Annotated in this window: 17 protein-coding genes and 1 tRNA gene; 6 read left to right on the forward strand and 12 right to left on the reverse strand. The window is 62.0% G+C overall.

All coding sequences use genetic code 11. The annotated features are described in order from the left end of the window. From F7R90_RS06695 to F7R90_RS06705, 3 genes are all read left to right on the forward strand, one after another. The gene (locus F7R90_RS06695) at positions 1-1,467 is read left to right on the forward strand and encodes an oligosaccharide flippase family protein (protein ID WP_158056483.1); all 1,467 of its coding nucleotides are present in this window, start codon (positions 1-3) and stop codon (positions 1,465-1,467) included. 123 nt (positions 1,468-1,590) lie between these two features. Next, the gene (locus tag F7R90_RS06700; RefSeq protein ID WP_158056484.1) at positions 1,591-3,174 is read left to right on the forward strand and encodes an alkaline phosphatase family protein; all 1,584 of its coding nucleotides are present in this window, start codon (positions 1,591-1,593) and stop codon (positions 3,172-3,174) included. A 5-nt stretch (positions 3,175-3,179) separates the two neighbouring features. Continuing rightward, positions 3,180-4,121, forward strand: coding sequence for an NAD-dependent epimerase/dehydratase family protein (locus F7R90_RS06705; RefSeq protein ID WP_158056485.1), 942 nt, complete (start codon positions 3,180-3,182; stop codon positions 4,119-4,121). Positions 4,122-4,675: 554 nt separating this feature from the next. Here F7R90_RS06705 and F7R90_RS06710 read toward each other — a convergent pair. The 6 genes from F7R90_RS06710 to F7R90_RS06735 all read right to left on the reverse strand — a co-directional run bounded on the left by F7R90_RS06710 (position 4,676) and on the right by F7R90_RS06735 (position 10,495). Then, positions 4,676-5,542, reverse strand: coding sequence for a CheF family chemotaxis protein (locus tag F7R90_RS06710; protein WP_158056486.1), 867 nt, complete (start codon positions 5,540-5,542; stop codon positions 4,676-4,678). Positions 5,543-5,634: 92 nt separating this feature from the next. Then, positions 5,635-7,629, reverse strand: a complete 1,995-nt coding sequence (locus F7R90_RS06715; protein ID WP_158056487.1) for a methyl-accepting chemotaxis protein — start codon at positions 7,627-7,629, stop codon at positions 5,635-5,637. Between the two features lie 76 nt (positions 7,630-7,705). Next, positions 7,706-8,926, reverse strand: a complete 1,221-nt coding sequence (locus F7R90_RS06720; protein WP_158056488.1) for a HEAT repeat domain-containing protein — start codon at positions 8,924-8,926, stop codon at positions 7,706-7,708. Between the two features lie 62 nt (positions 8,927-8,988). Beyond that, positions 8,989-9,612 carry an archaellin/type IV pilin N-terminal domain-containing protein gene (locus tag F7R90_RS06725; protein WP_158056489.1) on the reverse strand — a complete coding sequence of 208 codons (624 nt, stop codon included), beginning with the start codon at positions 9,610-9,612 and terminating at the stop codon, positions 8,989-8,991. A 187-nt stretch (positions 9,613-9,799) separates the two neighbouring features. Next, positions 9,800-10,078: a DUF7521 family protein gene (locus tag F7R90_RS06730; RefSeq protein WP_158056490.1), complete on the reverse strand. Its 279-nt coding sequence runs from the start codon at positions 10,076-10,078 to the stop codon at positions 9,800-9,802. Between the two features lie 78 nt (positions 10,079-10,156). Further along, the gene (locus tag F7R90_RS06735) at positions 10,157-10,495 is read right to left on the reverse strand and encodes an ArsR/SmtB family transcription factor (RefSeq protein ID WP_158056491.1); all 339 of its coding nucleotides are present in this window, start codon (positions 10,493-10,495) and stop codon (positions 10,157-10,159) included. Between the two features lie 220 nt (positions 10,496-10,715). Between F7R90_RS06735 and F7R90_RS06740 the strand changes: the two genes are divergently transcribed. Beyond that, a complete protein-coding gene (locus F7R90_RS06740; RefSeq protein ID WP_158056492.1) occupies positions 10,716-11,132 on the forward strand; it encodes a chemotaxis protein CheW in 417 nt (138 codons plus the stop codon). Positions 11,133-11,207: 75 nt separating this feature from the next. Here the strand turns inward: F7R90_RS06740 and glmU are convergent, their stop codons facing one another. Then, positions 11,208-12,410 (reverse strand): bifunctional sugar-1-phosphate nucleotidylyltransferase/acetyltransferase, encoded by a 1,203-nt coding sequence (gene glmU, locus F7R90_RS06745; protein ID WP_158056493.1) that lies wholly within the window; start codon positions 12,408-12,410, stop codon positions 11,208-11,210. 400 nt (positions 12,411-12,810) lie between these two features. Here glmU and glmS point away from each other — a divergent pair, with 400 nt between their 5' ends. Beyond that, positions 12,811-14,631, forward strand: a complete 1,821-nt coding sequence (gene glmS, locus F7R90_RS06750) for a glutamine--fructose-6-phosphate transaminase (isomerizing) (RefSeq protein WP_158056494.1) — start codon at positions 12,811-12,813, stop codon at positions 14,629-14,631. A gap of 78 nt (positions 14,632-14,709) precedes the next feature. Next, positions 14,710-15,654 (forward strand): polysaccharide deacetylase family protein, encoded by a 945-nt coding sequence (locus F7R90_RS06755; protein WP_158056495.1) that lies wholly within the window; start codon positions 14,710-14,712, stop codon positions 15,652-15,654. A 6-nt stretch (positions 15,655-15,660) separates the two neighbouring features. Here F7R90_RS06755 and F7R90_RS06760 read toward each other — a convergent pair whose 3' ends face one another. From F7R90_RS06760 to F7R90_RS06780, 5 genes are all read right to left on the reverse strand, one after another. Beyond that, positions 15,661-16,077: a response regulator gene (locus F7R90_RS06760; protein ID WP_158056496.1), complete on the reverse strand. Its 417-nt coding sequence runs from the start codon at positions 16,075-16,077 to the stop codon at positions 15,661-15,663. After that, entirely contained in the window at positions 16,074-17,576 is a 1,503-nt protein-coding gene (locus F7R90_RS06765; protein ID WP_158056497.1) for an ATPase domain-containing protein, read from the reverse strand. Before F7R90_RS06765 ends, F7R90_RS06760 begins: the two co-directional genes overlap by 4 nt. A gap of 502 nt (positions 17,577-18,078) precedes the next feature. Beyond that, positions 18,079-18,162: transfer RNA gene (locus F7R90_RS06770), tRNA-OTHER, on the reverse strand. Between the two features lie 59 nt (positions 18,163-18,221). Beyond that, complete coding sequence (locus F7R90_RS06775) at positions 18,222-20,135, reverse strand: hybrid sensor histidine kinase/response regulator (protein ID WP_158056498.1); 1,914 nt, start codon at positions 20,133-20,135, stop codon at positions 18,222-18,224. A 101-nt stretch (positions 20,136-20,236) separates the two neighbouring features. Next, complete coding sequence (locus tag F7R90_RS06780) at positions 20,237-21,094, reverse strand: CheF family chemotaxis protein (RefSeq protein ID WP_158056499.1); 858 nt, start codon at positions 21,092-21,094, stop codon at positions 20,237-20,239. Between the last annotated feature and the right edge of the window lie 10 nt (positions 21,095-21,104).

Below are 21,104 nucleotides of genomic sequence, written 5' to 3' on the forward strand. Positions count from 1 at the left end.
ATGGACCTGAAGAAAATCTCGAAGGGCCTCAAAGCGACCGTCGGCGCGCGCACGCTCCACATGGCGGCCAGCGGGTTGCTGACGTTCGTCCTCGCTCGGTTTCTGCTCGGCCAGACCGAGTACGGTCTGCTCGGCTCTGCACTGGCGGTGCTGGGCGTCGCCCAACTGTTCGGCGACCTCGGCGTCGGCAAGTCCGCCGCGAAGTTCGTCACCGAGTACAAGGAGAAAGACCCGGGACAAGTGCCCCACATCTTGCGCGCGGCAATCGGCTTCCGACTCGCCGCTGCCGCGCTCGTCGGCGGCGCGTTCGTCCTGTTCGGCGGCCCAATCGCGCGCCTCGTGGGGCAGTCCGACATCGCGCCACTGCTGGCGCTCGGTGCCGGCTACGTCGCGGTCCACTCGCTGTTCACGTTCTCGATGGTCCTCTTCCAGGGCTACAACCGAGTCGATTACAGCGCGCTCATTCGGGCCGTCGGAACGGTGGGCAGACTCCTGCTCGCCGTCGTCGGAGTCGTCCTGCTCGGTGGTGCAGTGGGCGCGCTCGCGGGCTACATCGTCGGATACGGTGTCGGCGCACTCGTCGGTCTCTACCTGCTGTACCGACACTGCTACCGCGAAACCGAACCTGCCGAATCGATGGAGGACGGACTCGCACGCAGGGTCATCCGGTACAGCGTGCCGCTGACCGCGACTCGGGGGGCGAACGTCCTCGACAAGCGCGTGGACGTGATTCTCGTCGGCTACTTCATGAACCCGGTCGCAGTGGGGTACTACTACCTCGCCAAGCAGATCGTCGGGTTCATCCAGACGCCCGCGGCCGCGATGGGGTTCAGCATCTCGCCAACCTACGGCGAGGAGAAGGCCGCTGGCGACACCTCGCGGGCGGCTAGCCTCTACGAGACGACGCTTCGCCACACCTTGCTCCTCTACGTGCCCGCCGCGGCCGGGATGGTGCTGGTGGCAGAACCCGCGCTCCGACTCGTCTTCGGGCCCGAGTGGGCACCGGCGGCCCCCGTCCTGCAAGTGTTCTCGGCGTACGTCGTCCTCCAGGCAGTCTCGTACATCACGAGCGACGCGCTGGACTTCCTCGGCCGAGCGACCGAACGTGCCTACGCGAAAGGGATTACGTCGGTCGCCAACTTCCTGCTCAACCTGCTGTTGATTCCGACCTTCGGCGTGGCGGGCGCGGCGGCCGCGACGGTCGTCACGTTCGCGGGCTACACCGGCGTGAATCTCTGGGTCATCCACAGTGAACTTTCGCTCCCGCTCGGTCGCATCCTCCGGCACCTCGCCGCAGTCGTGACAGTGACGGCCGCGATGTCGGCCGCGGTGTGGATGGCACTCTCCGCGACCCCCGGGGCGATTGCGGTCGTCGTCGCCATCCCACTCGGTATCGCCGTGTGGGCTGGCCTCTCGATTCTCGGTGGCCTGCTCGACCCGAAGCGCGTCACCGCGTTCTTGGCGTGAAGTTCAACCCTTTATTCCGCCAGAAGGCTCGGCCTACACCTGCGAAAACGGGCCATAACAAAGGGATTTAGCGCCCTTTCAGTGGACAACGACGGGCGGCGTTCGCTGCTCGTTCTACTATCCATGACGAAGAAACCTACCGACGCGAACCGGGCGTTCGTTCTGGGACTCGACGGTGTACCGTGGTATCTCATCGAGGGGTGGGTCGAAGACGGGGAACTCCCGAACTTCGCGCGCCTCGTCGATGAGGGCGCGGCCGGACCGCTCGAAAGCACGATGCCCCCGACGACGGCGCTCGCGTGGCCCTCCATCGCCACCGGAACGTGGGCCGACAAGCACGGCGTCTACTCCTTCCGAGGCGTGCAGTCAGACTACACCCACAAGATGAGCACCAGCAACGACGTCGCTCGCCCGGAACTCTGGGACATGCTCGGTCCGTCCGTGGTCGCCAACGTGCCGATGACTTACCCGGCCGACGATATCGACGGGAAACTCGTGACGGGGATGATGACCCCTGAAATCGGCGAGGGGTTCACGCATCCACCTGAGCTACAGGACGAAATTCTCGAACGGATTCCGAACTACCAAATCGGCCTCTCGTGGGAGCAGTACCACGACAAGGAAGCGGAGTTCGTGGACGACCTCGCGGAACTGGTCACGTCCAGACGGAAACTCCTGCGACAACTGATGGAGACCGACGACTGGCGACTCTTCTTCTTCGTGTTCACCGCGCCGGACAGACTCCAGCACCTCATCTGGGACATGGACGTACTGCTCGGCCACTACCGCGAGATTGACGACGCGCTCGGCGAGGTACTCGACTACGTGGAGGAGAAGGACGCGAACCTCTTCGTCGTCTCCGACCACGGGTTCGGCCCGGTCGATACCTACGTCCACGTCAACACTTTCCTGGAACGCGAAGGCTACCTCACGCGGAAAGGCGGCTCCGGTCGCGGCACGCTCCAGAAACTCGGTCTCGACAAGGACCGCGTCCGAAACGTCATCAACGGCATCGGCATCGACGAGAAGACGCTGTACAATCACCTCCCGGACTCGTTGGTCGAGTCCGTCGCCTCGCAGGTGCCGGGCACCCACGAACTGTTCGACGTGGACTTCTCGGAGACGGTGGCGTTCACCCACGGCGCGGGCAACCTCTACATCAACCACGACGGGAAGTTCGACAACGGCGTCGTCTCGGCTTCGGAAGTTCCCGAAGTGAAGGCCGAGATACGCGCTCGCCTCGAAGGCCTCACCGACCCGCAGACCGGCGAGGCGATACTGAACGTCTACGACGGCGACGACCTCTTCGAGACCGACCCCAAGTCGCCGGACCTCGTGGTACGGGCCGAACACGGCTACCTCACCGCGAACTCGCTCACCCACAAGGTGTTCCGCGACAGCACCATGGACGCGACGCACCGAAGTGAGGGGGTGTTCCTCGCGTGGGGACCGTCCATCGACGCCGGAAGCACGCCGGAAGACGCCAACGTCACCGACGTGGCACCGACAGTTCTCCACAGCGTCGGCGAAGCAGTTCCGAACGGTGCCGACGGCCGGGTCCTCTCGGAAGTGTTCGACCCTAACTCCAGAGCGGCCAAGCGTGCCGTCTCGCGGCGCGACTACGCCGACTCGGGTCCACGTGACGCCGTCGAGGCCGACTTCGAGGACGTGGAAGCTCGACTGCAGGGTCTCGGCTACATGGATTAGTGGGGATGCTAGCCACCAATGTCGAACACGAAATCGCTGGTCGAACCGTCCTGATAACCGGCGGCGCGGGATTCATAGGGAGCCACCTCGCGGCCGCGCTCGTCGGCGACAACGAGGTGCGCGTACTGGACGACCTCTCGGGGGGCGCGCGCGAGTTCGTCCCCGATGGCGCGGAACTCTACGAGGGCGACGTGCGCGACCCCCAAGCAGTCGCCGAAGCCATGCGAGGAGCGGACCTCGTCTTCCACGAGGCGGCGCTGGTCTCCGTCGAGGAGTCGGTGACCGACCCCGAGCGGAGCCACCAGACGAACGCCACAGCGGCACTGACGGTTCTCGAACAGGCCCGCGAGGAAGACGCGCGCGTCGTGTTGGCGTCCTCGGCGGCCATCTACGGCCACCCCGAATCGGTGCCCGTCGAAGAGGGCGACCCCAAGACCCCTAGCTCGCCGTACGGCATCGACAAGCTCTCGCTGGACCACTACGCACGCGCCTACCACGACCTCTACGGTCTGGAGACGGTCCCCTTGAGATACTTCAACGTCTACGGCCCGCGCCAGAATCCGGAGTACAGCGCGGTCGTGTCGGTCTTCTTCCGGCAGGCCCGCGACGGTGGACCAGTCACCGTCCAAGGCGACGGCGAGCAGACCCGCGACTTCGTACACGTCAGCGACGTGGTCCGGGCGAACCTGCGCGCCGCCACGACCGACAACATCGGGGAACCGTTCAACGTCGCCACTGGTCGGAGCGTAACGGTTCGGGAACTAGCGGAGACGATTGTGGACGTGACTGGCTCGGACGCCGACATTACGCACGTCGAAGAGCGTCCGGGCGACATTCGACACAGCGAAGCCGACATCTCGAAGGCGCAAGAGGGACTGGGCTACGAGCCGACGGTTTCGCTGGAAGAGGGGTTGCGGGAACTGGCTGAGATGGACGAGTCGCGTTGAGCTTGTGATTTGATTTCTGGTTTTCTCGAATCTTCGCTAGACGGTGGCGCGCGCTGGTGCGACTCCGAAGGGGTCGCACCAACCTCGTGCGAGGGATGAGGACCGTAGCTCGGACGACGCGCTCCGTCGCGTCGTCCGGAATCGAGGACCACAATCGGCTGGGGAGGTATGTGGCTCGTGCAGTGCAGTGCTGTGCAGTGCGGACTTCTCGGCTTCAGGAGTAGCTAGCGTCCCTGCCACTTCTGCAACAGCTAGGACAATCGCAGTTTCTCGTTCGAAAGCCCCCGGACGCTAAACTCCCGCGGCTCGGTGCGGTCCTCGGACTTCGTCCTGCGGTCCTTCTCTCGCCGGGGTTCGTTTAGCGACCGGCCCCTTTCAGTCCCACCCTGTCGGTTGGTTCACCAGCAATAGTCCGTGGGTCGATTCACCGACAACAGCCCGTCGGCTGTCCTTCAATCACGAACTCACAACCCATCAAGAACAGCCCCACAAGAGACCCCAAAGCCCAAACGAGAGAACTCACATTCCCCGTGCGATTCACTCTCGTTTCTAGGTCACTTTTCGTTGATAGACTCGCTGGCGATGTTCCGCCCGCGAGTCTTCAAACTCACTTCGCGCCGCTTGCGCACTTCCTCAAGTACGTCTAACTCGATGAGTCGCTCGAAAATCTCTTCCACTCGGTCCACGTCCATGCCGAGGAAGTCCGGGATTTCGAACGACGAGACGCCCGAGTAGAGCGCCATCAGCACTTCTTTTTCGGTCTCTTCCAACTCGACCCCGCCCTCGTTTTTGCGTTCGCCCTTCCGGAGTAGCGACTCCAGTAGCGAGCATCGGCGGGTCTTACCCGAGATGTACGTCTGGACGCTCGTCTCGCCCTGCGTGTGTTCGACTTCCAGCACCGTTCGCTGTTCGCCCTGCACCGTCCGGGTGGCCCGTTCGACCGAGCCGATGTCGTCCAACTCGATGCCGACGAAGGTGCCGCTGGCGATGGCGACGTTTATCATGCCCTCGTCTATCTTCAGGCGGGCTTTCTCCCAGTCGGTGCTCTGGACCACGCCACCCTCCACTGCGGGGTGCTTGGTCAGCAGCATCTTCTGGTTGAGCAGTGCGCCGTACACGTCCGTCTCGAACTCGTCGATGTTGCTGCCAGCCGACAATAGGACGACGTCTTTTCCGAACTCCACGCTGAGGTAGTCCGAAACACTGGCGACCGCTTGGTTCACGTCGTAGCGGCCCTTCAGCGCGCTCACTTTCTGCAGCGGGATGGTCCGCTTCCCGTCGTTGCCCGCCAACACCAGTCGCTTGTTCGAGAGGAGGACGCGGCCGCTCGTCCAGTCGGGGTCGTTCAGTTTCCGTCCGTTCTTGACGACCTGCAGGAACTTCCCCTGTGTGTCGGTTATCTTGTATTCTCCTTCACTCATGCGTTGTGTTCGTCGCTCTCGGTCGCTCGACGGTAGCGACGGCGTCGAATTCGTCTTGTAGATACGCTCATGTCAGGGACCAGTCGAACGTGCTACGCGTTCCGCATCTCGTCCACGCGGTTGGCCAACTCGCCGATTGCGTCCGTCTGCTCGCGAGTCGCGTCCACGATGTCTTCGGTCGCGGTCTCGACCTCGCGGGTCTGGTCGCGCACGTCCTCGACGGTCGCCATCACTTGCTCGACGTTCGAAGCCTGTTCGTCGTTGGCCTGTGCGACTTCGGTCACGCCGGTCGCGGCCTCCTCGACCGCGTCGGCGATCTCCTCCAGCGCGACGAGGGCGTCTTCGATCTCTTCGCCCGCGTGCTTGACCTGCTCGTTGGACTCTTCGACTGCGACGACCGTCTCGTTGGCCTGCGACTGGATGTCTTCGATGCGCGTAGCGATTTCTTCGGTGTGTTCGCGGGTCTCGTTGGCCAACTGCTTGACCTCGTCCGCGACGACTTCGAAGCCACTGCCCGCCTCGCCAGCGCGCGCGGCCTCGATGTTGGCGTTCAGCGCGAGTAGGTTCGTCTGGTCTGCGACTTCCGCGATGACCTCGACCACTTCCTCGATTTCGTTCATCTGCGATTCGAGTTCGGTGACGGTACCGACGAGGTCTTCGCTCATCTCGATGACTTCGTCGGTGGCCTCGCGGGCACCTTCGCTGGAGTCGAGACCGCTGTCTGCTGACGCCTTCGCCTGTTCTGCGGCGGAGGCGACTTGGTCGGAACTCGCCGCGACCTCCTGCATGCTCGCAGAGAAGTTCTCCATCTGCGTCGCGACTTGCGAAAGCTGGTCGGTCTGTTCGTCAACGCGCTCTTCGATGATGCGCGCCGACTCGGTCGCGCCTTCGACGGACGATTCGAGTTCGTCGGTCTGCTCGCCGACGCGTTCGGTCAGCGTCTCGAACCGCTCGGCGATTGCGTTCACTTGGCTGACGACTTCGAGTAGCGAGTCGTCCACCGCGTCGTGTTCGTCGTGGAAGTCCGCACGCGCGGAGAGGTCGCCCATCTCCATCGCAGTCAGCGTACCGATTAGCTCCTCGACGAGCGAGGTGACGCCGCGTCGTCGCTGGCGCTCCTCCGTGCGGTCGTTGATAGTTTCGACCACGGCGATGAGTTCGCCGTCGTCGTCGTACAGCGGCATCGCGGTGAAGTCGATTTCGTGTTCTTCGCCCGCGCCGTTGACCATCGTACTCTCGTCGGAGTACAGCGTCCGGTCGGTCGGTTCTTTCGTGAGACCGAACTGCTGGTCGGCGGTCTCCGGTGCCTCGGCGACCTTGTCTGCCAGCGTCTTGACGCGGCGTCCGTCCGGGTAGAACGCCTCGCTAACGTGACTCTTGCCGATTGCCTCTTCGGCGGAAACGCCGGTCAGTTGTTCGAGCGCGGCGTTCCACGCCGCGACCTCGTCGCGCTTCACGTCGAGCATGAACACGGGAACGCCGACGCCGTCGAGTAGGTCGTCGTCGTCCACGTTGAGTTCGTCTTCCTCGTTCGCCTCGAACTCGAACTCGCTCTCGCCTGCGCCGTTCGCAGAGCCACCCTCGTAAGCATCGAGTCCGGCCTCCATGTCGCTGAACGTCGCGGAGAGCGACGACTGGAGTTCTTGCTCGGTCTGCTGTATCTCCGAGGAGACGGCTTCGTTGCCGTCACCCAGTCGGGCTTCGAGTTTGTCGAACGCTTCGGCGACGAGCGTCTCGACGCTCGCCTCGTAGGTCGCCGCGAACGTTCCGGTCGGAACGCCAGCCTCCGCGTGTCGGCGTCCGAGGTCGGCCGCGTCCCCCGCGGCCGACTCGGGGTCTTCGAGTGCTTGTCCGAGGTGGACTGCCTGTGCCTGCTGGAGTTCTTCTGCGACTTCTGTCCCCCGATACGTTTCGGCGAGTTGCGAGCGCGTTACGGTTCCACCCGAGGAGACGGAGACCTCGCTGGTCTGGACGCCGCCGTCGAACGTTACGTCTCGACGCTCGTCTGCGTCACTGACGTTCCGGTCGTCGGCGTCACTGCCGCTCCGTGTCCCGGTTAATATTTTTCGTAGCCGGTCCCTAACCATTTCGCCCAGAAAGAGACACTACCCTCTTATAAAGTTTTACGCAAATTTCAGACGCGATAACTTGGGGGATTGCTTTCTAATTCCGGCCACCGAGTTTCGAAAGTGCCGAGAACGCGCGTTTCCGAACTTGTTCGTCGTCCGTTCTGTCGATTATCGAATCTAATCTGTCTCGCGCGCGTTCGCCGCCGACCTTGCCGAGCGCGAACGCCGCCTTCGCGCGCGCGGCCGAACTCGCTTCCGTGTCGTCCAACAGATCGAGTAGTGCGTCCTCGGCAGCCTCGCCCCCAATGTTCGTGATGCTCGTCGCCGCGAACTGCGAGGTCATCCCGTCCTCGTCGTCCAGTACACCGGCTAAGGCTTCGATTGCGGCCTCTCGATTGCGGTCGCCGGTCACGCGCCCGAGTAGCCACGCGGCGTTTCGCCGCTGGTGTGCCTGTCGCCCTTCGTCCAGAATTTCGACCAGCGAGTCCACGACGCTCTTGTGGTCGGTCGCGCTTAGTTTCTCGACCATCGTCTCCCGGAGTTTGTGGCTCTGTTGGCCCGGCGCGTTCGAGAGCAGTTCGATGAGCGAGAACACCGCCGCGCGCCGCACTGCTTCGATGTCGTCCGAGAGGAGTGAGATGAGTGCGTCCAGCGGCTTCGCGCTCCCGAAGTTCCCCAGCGAGTTCGCCGCGATTCGCCGCACGGTCTCGCTTTCGTCGTCCAGCAGGCCCAGAAGTGCCGACAGTGCTTCCTCACCCCCTATTCGGCCGAGCGAATCGGCCGCTTCGCGGCGCACCTCGACATTGCTGTCGGCTAACACTTTTTCGAGTGCAGACACCGCTCGCGGGTCGCCGATGCGACCCAGCGCGCGCGCCGCTCGCGCTCTCACTCGTGGGTCGGGGTCACCAAGTCGCTGGACGAGCGGTTTCGTGCCTGCTTGACTCCCGATGCGGCCCAACGCGTTGGCCGAGGCCATCCGGAGTTCGGCTTGCTCGTCGGTCAGCGACTCGGCGAACGCCTCCGCGCGTGCCCACTCGGCTCCGTCAGAGGAAATCTCTTTGTCGGAAATCTCTCGGATGAGTCGCTCGACGGCGTGGCGCTGGTCGAGAGCGTCTATAGCCGCGGCCCGCACGGCGTCGTTCTCGTCGGACTTGGCCGCCTTGACCAGCGGGTCCAGAACTAACTTGTCGGGGGCGTCGATGTCGCCGAGGATTTCGGCGGCGCGACGGCGGACTGCCTCGCTGTTACTCCTCGTGAGTAGCGAGGTAATCTCGTCGGCGTCGCCGGTCTTTTCGAGTTCGAACAGCGAAGTCACTGCTACTCAATCGAAGTGGCCGTAGAAAAAACGTTGTGGTCGCTCGAAAGTAGTCTACTGCGTTAGACCGTCACCGCGCTCTCTTGGGAGAGCGACTGCGGGACGTTTGCGCGGTAGATGGTGACTGCACCGTACTGGGTGGTGAGCTTGAGTTCGACTTCCTCGCCCTCGCCGAGGTATGAACCACTGATTGCCGTCGTGTTCAGGGTGACCTTGAAGCGGTCATCCTGTTCGTCGAGGACTGGCACCGAGTCGGACGGATCCTTGATTGCGTTGACCGCGAAGTACGGGGTACTGCCGACGAGGTTCGTCTCGGACGACTCGACAGTGATGCTGTCTGTCGTGTTGCTCGTCAGCGTCTTGGCCGTATTCGGACCAATCCACTCGATAGTCGCAGTCGAGAGGTTGATGTCGTCGGAACCAGAGCCGCGCATCACGGTGAGGTTGATGTAATCCACCTGCTCGTTGGCGACGTTACCGAAGCCGGAGACGACCTGCACGCGGTTGGACACCTGTGCGGACGACTCTTGACCGGTCTGCTCGGACTTCGTCTGCAGGAAGCCTGCAGTGTTGATGAGGACGCCAGCGGCAATTGCGGCGACCAGAACCATTGCGATGAAGACGATGAGGGTACCGATACCCACCTGACCTCTGTCAGTTAGACGTTCCTTGAGTTTCTCTTTCATGTTTTCGCTCCTGTCCGAGTGGCAACGTGTAGTTGGCTCGGACGCTATCTGGACCGAAACAAACCGTAGTAATAAATGTACGGACGCAATTATCACGTCTGATATCAGAGCTCGATATAACTACAGAACGATACGTACGCTCTGTGGGGTTAGGAAATCAGTTTCGTGGTATATCTATTCGTTCGACCTATCCATCGATGATACTGTACATCACGAACAGATAGCCGATGGTCGTGATGAGGTAGTTGACCGACAGCAAGAGTCTCGTCCCCGTGAAGTCGGTGGCGAAGGCACTGACTGTCGTTGCGATAGCCGCGGCGACGATGAGCGTGAATCCGACCGAGAGGTGGAGCATCGCTCTGCGCGAGGTGCGTTGATAGGCACGTACCGCCATCGTCACCATCGCCAGTCCGGCCGTCGCCAATGTGACGCTAAACAGTGCGTACAGCAGTTCTATCGTTCGCATGGTTTGAAATTTGAGAGGCAGGTCGTTCGTAGCGTTGTCCGAACCTCGTAGGTTCGTGGCTTAAGTCTGTCCCCGACATCACTCGGATTTGAGGTCCCGCCACACGTCGGCGAGGGAGTTGTCCAGTTCCGGCCGGTTGTCCATCTCGACCTCGATGGTCTCCGGTTCGAAGTTGAGCGTCAGCGCCCCGACGTTCCGCCGGTAGACCTTCGTCCGACGACCTTCGTCGGAGAATTCTCTGCCCGACAGTTCGAGCAGGTCCGCTTCGGTGAGTTCCTCGATGCGTCGGTAGCTCGTCGCTATCGGAATTTCGAGTTGGTCGCTCAACTCCTGAGCAGACTTCGGGTCGCTAGTGGCCCGGAGTATCTCGGCGTTGTACTTGTTGCCGAGCACTCGCAGGAGTTCGACGGCCTCCATCAATTATCGCGTTTGATAACGGGGGGTTAAAAAGGTACCGCAGCAGACCCATCAGCGAGGGAGAAGTGCCGTTCGTCGGAACAGAATACTGTCGGCTGTAATTCTCTGAACGACGGAGCGTAGAATATGGAGGGAAACCAGTCAAACGGCCACTTTATCCAGTAATCCTCACATAGTTACAGCCGACAGTATAAAGTGCCCCCCACGGGAGAGACCAATCATGTCACAGACCGTTTCGGACGTGCAGGTCCTCGAATTTCGGCTGGAGGACCGGAAATACTGCATCGACATCGCACACGTCGATGAAATCGTGGACAAAGACGATTTGACACCGCTCCCGAACTCCGACCCGCGCGTCGAGGGCGTGATGGACCTCCGCGGGACGACGACGACCATCATCAATCCGAAGTACGTTCTCGACATCGACCAGTCGGAGACGGGCGAGCGGGTCGTCGTCTTGGAGACGGACGACGAAGAGGAAGGGGCCGTCGGATGGCTCATCGACTCCGTCCACCAAGTGTTCAGTATCGACGGCGACGCGGTAGACGAGTCCGTCGAGAGTGACTCCGTGCACGGAATCGTCCGTCGTGAGGACGGCTTCGTCGTCTGGGTGAAGCCCGAGAAGATAAACGCCTGAGAAACAGCACAACAGCGCATCTCTCTCTCTCTCTCTCGCCGCTGTCAGGTGTCACTGTTGGTCGCGCAGTAGTCACTACCTGTCGCGCAGAACTACCTCACCCGGCGCGACTCGTGAACCGGGCGAGAGTTTGACGCCAGCGTTCAGGCTACTGTTGATGCCGGTCTTCGTCCCATCACCCACGACCACGCCAAACTTCCGGCGACCCGTCGAGACGCGTTCGCCCTTGACCGTGAACTGCACCGATTGGTCGTCGTGGCGCAGATTGGCGACGTTCGTTCCCGCACCGAAGTTCACCTCACGCCCGAGTAGGCTGTCGCCGACGTAGCTGAGGTGACCCACGGTTGCGTCGCGCATGAAGACGCTATTTTTGACCTCCGCGCTGTGGCCGACTTTCGCGCCTTCGCCGAGGAGCGTCGCACCGCGAACGTAGGCGTTCGGCCCGACGCTCGCCCCCGACCGAATCAGTGCGGGGCCTTCGACCACGACGCCAGCGTCGATTGCCGCGCCCTCCTCGACGACGACTGGGCCGCGCAGGTCGGCAGTTTCGTGGACGCTTCCGCGCACGTCGCGCTCCAATTCGCCCAATTTCCACTCGTTGGCTTCCAGCAACTCCCATGGCCGACCCACGTCGAGCCAGCGGTCGAGTTCGACTGCGGTCACGTCGTACTCGTCTACGACGCGGGCGAGAACGTCCGTGATTTCGTACTCGCCGCGCTCGCTCTCGCCGACGTCGAGCCATTCGCTGGCCTCCGCTGGGAAGTGATACGCGCCGGTGTTGGCGAGGTCGGTCGGCGGGTCCGCAGGTTTCTCGACGATGTTCGTGACTGTCGCCGTCTCGGTCTGCGTCGAGAGGACGCCGTAGTTCGTGGGGTCGGAGACGCGGTACGCACCGACGGCCGGGCCAGCGTCGAACAGTTCTTCGACGCCGTCCGGGTCGTAGAGGTTGTCACCGTTCAGTACGACGAACGACCCGTCGAGGTACTCGCGGGCGGCCCGAACCGCGTCGGCAGTTCCAGCCTGTTCTTCTTGGACGGCGTACTCGACGGGGACCCCGGCGTACTCCGACCCGAAGTACTCGCGCACCACGTCGGCCTCGTAGCCGACGACGAAGACGAGTTCGGACGCTCCTGCTCGGACCGCGGCGTCCGCGGCGTGGGCAGCGAGTGGCCGGTCGGCGACCGGCAACATCGGTTTCGGCACTGACCCGGACAGTGGACGGATGCGAGTCCCCTCGCCCGCGGCGAGGACGACTGCTTGCGTTCGCGGAACTTCCATATCGAAACCACCCAGCGGCGGGACTTTGTTACCCCCCTCTTGACGACTCGTAAGTGTGAGATACCCGGGGAGTAGGGCGCGATGTGGGAACCGGAACGCCTCACGTGACGGTACGATAGGTGGGACCTACGCGGCCGGTATTCTCCCCTACCGCTCTCTCAGCAAGTGTATAACAAAGGGGAGCGCTGGCTATGGGAACAGTATCACTCGCAATCCGTCCGTAGCGGCGAACGGCGAAGCACAACGCGTGATGGAGATGACCGACGACAATGCTAAGCGAGGGTTATGCAACCGCCTGCTGGCCCCGCGATTCGGACGACGCGTATCGTGACGGTTCGAACGTAAAAATCCGACGTAACAACTCAGCTATGATATCGAACGAAATGGGGGTGCCCTACTGATGTGTGGAATCATTGCCCGTATCGGTGACGACGACAGTGCAGTAGACGAACTCATCACGGGACTCGAAAATCTGGAGTACCGTGGCTACGACTCCGCAGGAGTCGCAATCAAGAACGGCGGCGGCCCGGAGGTGTTCAAGCGCCAAGGGAAAATATCGCGACTCAAAGACGTTCTCGCGGGAGAGGTTCCGGATGGGGGTCTCGGAATCGGCCACACCCGTTGGAGTACCCATGGCCCGCCGACTGACGAGAACGCGCACCCACACACGGACTGCACGGGTGAAGTCGCAGTCGTTCACAACGGCATCATCGAAAACTACGACGAACTGCGCAGCGAACTCGCCTCTCGCGGCCACGAGTTCGAGAGCGACACTGACACAGAGGTCATCCCACACCTCGTGGAAGAAGAACTCGCCCGCGGTGCGTCCCCGGAACTGGCCTTCCGCCGTACCATCCGAAAGCTCTCGGGGAGCTACGCAGTCGCCATGATAACCGAGCGTGACCACGCAGTGTACGCCACGCGGCGCGGGTCACCGCTCGTCCTCGGCGTGAGCGACGGCGAGTACTTCCTCGCCAGCGACGTGCCCGCCTTCCTTGACTTCACCGAGGAAGTCATCTATCTGGACGACGGCGACGTAGTCGTCGTTCGCTCGGACGACTACGAGATCTCGACGCTGGACGGCCAGACTGTCGAGCGTTCTGTCTCGACGGTCGAATGGGACCCCGAAGACGCTGGCAAAGGTGGCTACGACCACTACATGCTCAAGGAGATTCACGAGCAACCGACCGCGCTCCGTCAGACGCTCCGCGGCCGCGCAGACGGCACGACTGGCGAGGTCCACCTCGAAGACTTCCCGGCAGGGAGCTTCGAGCAGGTCGAACGAGTTCAGTTCGTCGCGTGCGGTACGAGCTACCACGCCGGACTCGTCGGCGCGGGATTCCTCTCTGGAGGTGGCGTCCCAGCCCAAACCTTCCTCGCTAGCGAGTACGCTACCTCGCCCGCGCCAGTGGACGAGGACACGCTCGTCGTCGGCGTCACCCAGAGCGGCGAGACGGCAGACACCCTGTCTGCGCTCCGAAAAGCGAACGCCAGTGGTGCGCGGACGCTCGCGGTCACGAACGTCGTCGGTTCGACCGCGGCCCGCGAGTGCGACGACGCGCTGTTCATTCGCGCCGGTCCGGAAATCGGCGTCGCCGCGACGAAGACCTTCTCCTCGCAGGTCGTCTCGCTCTCGCTGCTCGCCGAGCGAATCGCCCGTGACGTCACGGGGAGTCCGACCGAGGAGTCTCGCGAACGACTAGCCGCCCTCGACGAACTGCCGGGACAGGTCCAGCAGATTCTGGACTACTCTAACGCCCAAAAGATAGCCAAGCAGTACCGCGACAGCGACGCGTACTTCTTCATCGGCCGCGGGACTGTCTTCCCCGTCGCGTTGGAAGGCGCGCTGAAGTTCAAAGAAATCTCTTACGAACACGCCGAAGGGTTCGCGGCCGGCGAACTGAAACACGGTCCGCTCGCGCTTGTCACGCCGAAGACGCCGATATTCGCCGTCTTCACCGGGGAAAACGACGAGAAGACGCTCGGCAACGTCAAGGAGGCCGAAGCCCGCGGTGCGCCCATCGTCGCCGTCGCCAGCGAGGACCACGAGGAAGTCGCACAGCACGCAGACCACGTGCTGACGATTCCGGAGACCCATCCGGACGTGGCAGGCGTCCTCGCAAACGTCCAGTTGCAACTGCTGTCCTACCACGCTGCCGACCTGCTGGGACGGCCTATCGACAAGCCTCGGAACCTCGCAAAGAGCGTCACAGTGGAGTAGAAACCGCCGATTACCGTGCAGAACGCATCTGAACGGTCGGCGCGATTTACTCGCCGACCCACCCGTAGTTACGATACGATGGGGTCTGTCGTCATCTCTCTGGACGCGGAGCTCGCGTGGGGCTACCACGACTTCGAGCAGGTGCCCGCCTGCATCGACACTGCCCGCGAGTCGTGGCTCCGCCTGTTGGAACTGTTCGATGAATTCGACCTGCCCGCGACGTGGGCCGTCGTCGGGCACCTGTTGCTCGACTCCTGCGACGGCGTCCACGAGGACCATCCGACTCCCGATGGCTGGTTCGAAAAGGACCCCGGAACGTGGGAAGGCCGCGACGAACTGTGGTACGGCGAGTCGCTGGTGGACGCCATCGAGGACGCAGACGCCGACCACGAAGTCGGCTGTCACACGTTCTCGCACGTGGAGTTCGGTCACACCAACCGTAAAATCGCCGCCGCAGAGATGCGAAAGTGCGTCGAAATCGCTGAAGAACGTGGTCTGTCGGTCGATTCGTTCGTCTTCCCGCGCAACTACGTGGGTCATCGAGACGTACTGGCGGCGTACGGCGTTTCCTGCTACAGGGGCAACCAGCCTCGTCGCTGGTACGACCGCGGGGTCACCGGGTCGGTAGCGAAGTTCCTCGGGTGGCCGACCCGAACTGTCGAACCGACGCTCGTCGAACCCGAGATAGACGAGTACGGGATGGTGAACCTCCCGGCCTCGCTGTTCCTCTTCGGATTCGAAGGGACCGCCCGCAGTATGGTCGAACCGCTCGCTGGCGACCCAGTGGTTCGGATGGCGAAACGCGGCATCGACAAAGCCGCTCGCGAGCAGGGCGTCTACCACATGTGGCTCCACCCGAACAATCTCACCGAGGAGCGTGACTTCGAGCGGATTCGAACCGTCCTCGCCCACCTCGACCACGTTCGGTCACAGACGCCACTGACCGTCGAGACGATGGGCGGCGTCGCAGGAAAGATAAAAAACGACGAACCGCTCCCGCGCGAACCTATCGGTCCGCGCTGAGAGTTATTAGTCTGTGTCGCTCCCGCTTCCTCGGTCGAACCGCGACGCACCGGCACCGTCGATGTACTTGACGAGGCCACGAATCGACGCTTTGAGGTCGGCTTTGTCCACCGGTTTTTCGAGCAGTGTGTGAACGCCGTGGCTCAGTGCCGCCTCTCGCATCGCGGGCGGAATCGACGCCGCGAGGACGAGCATCGGCGTCGAACGCTCGTGGAGTTGCCGACAGCGCTTCCAGATGTCCTCGGTGAACCCGTCCACGTCGAGGATGGCGAGCGCGATGTCGTCGCGGTGGTCGATGAACTCGTCGAATTCGTCCATGCTGCGAGCTATCTCGACCTCATACTCACTCCTGAGCAACTGCGCGAGTAGCTCCAAGTTCCGTTGCTGGCGACCCAGCGCGAGTATGAGGGCGGCTTCGCTCATCGGTCACCTTCGGAGACGACCCCGAGCTGGTCGTGGTCCGAGGCTCCGTTGGCCCACTCTGGCTTGCCGGTGAGAAGTCCGCGAAGTCCGGTCAGTGGTTCTCCGACTTCGACGCCGTGACTGCTTATGTTGAACTCCCGCAGGGTACGTTCGAAGTCGCTGGTGCGTTTTTTCAGCACACCGATGGCTTTGCGCATCTCGCCACTAAGTTCGAGATGGCGCAAGAAAAGGATGTTGTCCGCGAGATAGCTCACGCCGGTTTCGGTGGCTTTGAACTCGCCGGTCACGTTCTGGATTTCGTCCACGAGGATGACCGTGACGCCCATGTTCGTCAAGTACCGACAGAGCCGGTGAACCTTTCGCACGACCTCCTCCTGCTCGTGGTCGCGCAGCGAGAGTTCGTAGCCGTTGATGCCGTCTATCATCACGATGTCGGTCTCTCGCTCTTGCACGTCTTGCTGGACGTTGTTGGCGAACTCGACCGCGGATTGTTCGAGCGGTTCGACCTCTTGTACGTCGAGCGACCCTTCGTCCACCATCTCCTTGACCGGAATGCCGATGGACTCGCTTCGCTCGAAGAACGTCGCTTTCGACTCCTCGAACATGTAGATGACCGACCGTTCGCCGCGCCGGGCCGCCTCTTTCATGAACAGCGATCCGGCGGTGGTCTTGCCGACGCCCGTCGGACCGCTGATGACCGTGACTGTTCCACGTTCTAACCCACCGCACAGTAAGTCGTCCACTTCCGTGACGCCGGACGAAATAGTTTCGGACGGGAACTCGCGGTCGTGTTGTTTCGGTCGCAGTTCCGGATAGATAGCCATCCCCCGTCCGGGGGCGATTCGAACTGCGTGCTGTCCCGACAGCGTCGGCGACCCTCGGAACTTGGGCACGGTCAGCACTCGCGCGTCGGGCGTGTTGCGGAGGTCGATAGTCCCGTCGGTGATGTACTGGAGGTCGTCGTCGGGGTCGCGCTCGGTGTTCTGGGAGGTGAACAGCACGGTGGACCCGGCTTCTTTGAGAAACCGGGTGAGCGAGATGACCTGTTTTCGGAACTGGTACTCGTCGGGCGAGAGGTGTCGAAGCTTCGTCAGCGGGTCGATGAACACTCGGTCGGGCGAGAGTTTCTCGACCTCTTTGGTGATTCGACTGGTTATGGGGTCCTGCTCGACTTCGTTCGGTGCGAAGATGTCGTACGACTGGTCTTCTGCGAACACGTCGGAACTCGGACTCAAATCGAGGAAGTGGACGTCGTCCAGGTCGATGCCCAGCGTCGAGGCGTTCCGGCGAATGTCGTCTTCGGTCTCCTCGATGTTGACGAACAGCGACGTTTCTCCCTCGTCTATCCTGGCAGTGAGGTACTGCATCCCGAGAATGGTCTTTCCCGTTCCGGGGTCGCCCCGAATCAAGTAGCTCCGTTCGGTGATGAGACCACCGTGGAGGATAGTGTCTAAGCCTTCTGACCCCGTGGAGATACGATCCAATGAACCAGTCGTCATATCCGTTCTACTCGAACCTATCGGGATAGGCGCAATAAGCGTTATTGGCCAATAGTTGGAATATTTTGCCGATTCACTGTTCTCTAAACCAGTATTTTCCGGTGTTTCAGGCCCTGTAGCGTGTATTTATTGGTTTTTATACTATTCGGTCTCAGAGAGGGTTGCTTCACGACTCTCTGTTGCTCTGATTCTTGTGGTGCTGTCGCTCGGCGACGGGCGCCTCGCGGGAACTGCAAGAATACGGAAGAGTGGGAGTCGAACTCGACACCCTTCTGATTCCTCTCGTGTCTCACTCATTGGCGAGCGACTACAAAGTCGCTCGCCGGACGTTCGACACAGAGCGGAAGGGGCGGGAGTCGAACTGGGTCAGACGTTCCGGGCGTGCGGCCCTCCGGGCCGTTCCGGGACTGCGACTGACTTGCTCGACTCCCTTTTGATTCAGTTCGTCGTTCGTGTGTTGGCGAGCGCCGCTACGCTCCGCTCGCCGAGTACTCACGACGAACGGAAGGGGCGGGAGTCGAACCACGCGAAGCCTGTCAGGCTACCACCGACGACCGGCGGCACTCTACCACTGAGCTACCCTTCCAACCACTTCCGCTACCACCCGAAGAACCCTAATCGTTCCCCTCGCGGCAGTGCCCGCGGCTACCGTCCAACTGGTTGCTCGTGGACCGACACCTGCGTGAACACGAAGCGGGCACCGCCCGCAGCGTTCTCTTCGAGGCGGACTTCCCAGCCGTGAGCCTCCGCGATGCTTGAGACGATAGCGAGTCCGAAACCAGTGCCTTCGTCAGAGGTGGTGTACCCGTGGTCGAAGACCCGCTCGCGTAGCGACTCTGGGATACCCGGTCCGTCGTCTTGGACGTAGAACCCCGTGCCGTCGTCGAGCGCCCCCACCTCGATGGTCACGTCTTCGCTGCTGTGCCGGACCGAGTTGCGGAACAGGTTCTCCAACAACTCCCTGAAGCGCGCGTCGTCGGCGTCCACCACGAGGTCGCCGTCGAGTTCGAGCGTCGCGGTGTCTGTCTGGACCGTGGTCCACGCCGTGTTGGCCGCGTTGACGAGCGACACGCGCTCGGACTCGTCCACGAGTTGCCCGCGGCGAGCGAGTGCCAGCAAGTCTCCGACCAGTGCGTCCATCCGGTCTAGCGCCCGCGACAGCGGCGGGACGTGTTCGTTGTCGTCGTCTATCTCTTCGGCCAGCATCTCGAACCGACCGTGCGCGACGTTCAGCGGGTTGCGCAGGTCGTGAGAGACGACGCTGGCGAACTCCTCCAGTCGCTCGTTCTGGCTGGCGAGTTTGCGCTCGCGCTCTTTCTGCTCGGTGATATCGACGTAGATGGCGAACGCTTCGGTCCCGCCGTCCTCGGTCACTGGAGCCGTGTGCAACAGGAAGTCTCGAACGCCGTCGGTGGTGTTGCGGTGGACTTCCACGCCCTCGATTCGGTTGCCACGCTGGACTTCGTGGTTAAGCGAACGCCCCTCGTCGTGGCAGTCCTCGGGCAAGATGTACTCGTCCACGGAGTCGCCGACGATGTCGCTGTTGCTCCAACCGAACACTTCTTCGAACGCGGGGTTGAGCGACGCTGCGATCGGCTCACTGCCGCTCAAGTCGTAGCGCACGACGGCGTTCGGGAGGTTCTCGAACAGCGCGGCGAATCTGTCGCGCTCGGCGCGCAACTCTGTCTCCGATTGGAGTCGTGCCAGCGCTTCTTCCAGGTGTGCGGCGAGTATTTCGGCCAACTCCCGGTCGTCGTCGTCGAACGCGTTCGGTTCTTCCGAGACCGCTTGGAGGACGCCGTACTCGCCGATAGCGACCGTCAGTGCAGAGCGATACTCGCTCTCGGCAGGCACCACTGCTGTCTCCCTCACGTCGTGGACTAACGAGGAGTCGCCAGTCCGGTACGTCCGAGCGGCGAGTTTGTCGTCGGCGTCGATGTTCGTCGTGTCGTAGTAGCCGTCCGTTGGGACGCCTTTCGAGACCGCTTGCGGGACGAGTTCGCCTCCCTCGACCACATCGACCGCACAGAGGTCGAACGCCAAGGTCTCCTCTGCCGCCTCGACCGCGAGGTCGTAGATATCCTGTGCCGACGTGCAGGCCACCGCTTGGGTGGCAACGTCGTGGAGGGCTTCTATCTTCTGTTTGGTCTCGCGTACCTCGACCTGTGCGTGGTGTTGCGTGACAGCATTCTCGACGCGGTTGGCCAGCACTTCGTACTGTTCGGTCTCGGTTCCCTTCTGGAGGTAGTCGGTGACGCCTGCCGAGATAGCCTCGCTGGCTATCTCCTCGCTTCCCTTGCCCGTGAAGAGGATGAACGGGAGGTCGGGGTCTGACTGCCGGACGCCGTCGAGGAACTCCAATCCATTGGATTCGGGCATGTCGTAGTCGCTGACGACACAGTCGATCTGTTCGTCGCCAGTCACGCGGTCGAGCGCGCTAGTCGGTCCAGACTCGACTACCACCTCGATGCGGTCGTTAGCCCGCTTTAGGTACGTCGCCGCCATCTCCGCGACGACGGTGTCGTCGTCCACCAATAGAACGCGGATGGAGTTCCCCATTGGGTGGGTACGTTACCAATTCTATTATAAAAGGTCTTAGGAGTTTTACAATACCGATATCCGTGTAAAATAGGCTAAACCAGTTCTCGAACTGTAGTGTCTTAGGTGTTGACGGTTTCGATGCGGTCGCTGACGAGCAGTTGTCCCTGAGCCGTCAGCGACAAGCCCTTCTCACCCTCGTCTACGAGACCTTTGTCGTGGAGGTCGTTGAGTAGCATCGTCACGCGACTCGAATCGAAGCCGAGCATCCCTGCGAGGTCCCCACTCCCGGCACCGGAGTAGATAGCGACGAGTGCTTCGAGTTCTTCTTCGGACGCGCTCACGTCTTCGACGGACTTGGCGAGTTCGGAGTATTCCAAGCGGAGATACCGACCGAGCAAGTTCAGCTTCCGCGTGGTCTCGATGCCGAACTCGGAGGTCACAGTTTGGCCTTGGTGTGAGTGGCGAATCGCGACGACCGACCCGACTTCCCGTTCCTCTCGTTGGAAGTAAGTGACGTTGGCCAGGTGTACTTCCGTCGTACCACCCGAACCACCGAATCGGACGACGCCCGGCTTGATTCGCAACTTCGCAGTCTCGAACGACTCGTCGGTCACGCGTCCACCGATTCGTGCTGGATGTTTGATTTTCGCTCGCGTCCCGTTGAGTATCGCCTTGAACAGAATCGTCTTGAACCGACCGACCTCCTCCGAACCGGCCTCGATTACTGCGACCCGTTTCGTGCCGTCGTCTTCGTACGCGACCGAAATCGTGTCTTGGAAGAACTCTTCCATCTCACCGGGCACGTGGCCGACGGTAACGTCGAAGATGGCAGAGAGTGGGACTGTCTGTTTATCGTCTGCCATCGCTAAGACGAGGCGTTTCGGACTGAGGACGATTCGACCTCGGACGGGTTCGGGGTCGTCGAACGACCCGAGACTGAACCGTGCGACGAAGTCGGCGATTACCTTTTCGGACATGATTGTGCGG

The sequence above is a fragment of the Halorussus halophilus genome, from assembly GCF_008831545.1.
GTDB classification, from domain to species: Archaea; Halobacteriota; Halobacteria; order Halobacteriales; family Haladaptataceae; genus Halorussus; species Halorussus halophilus.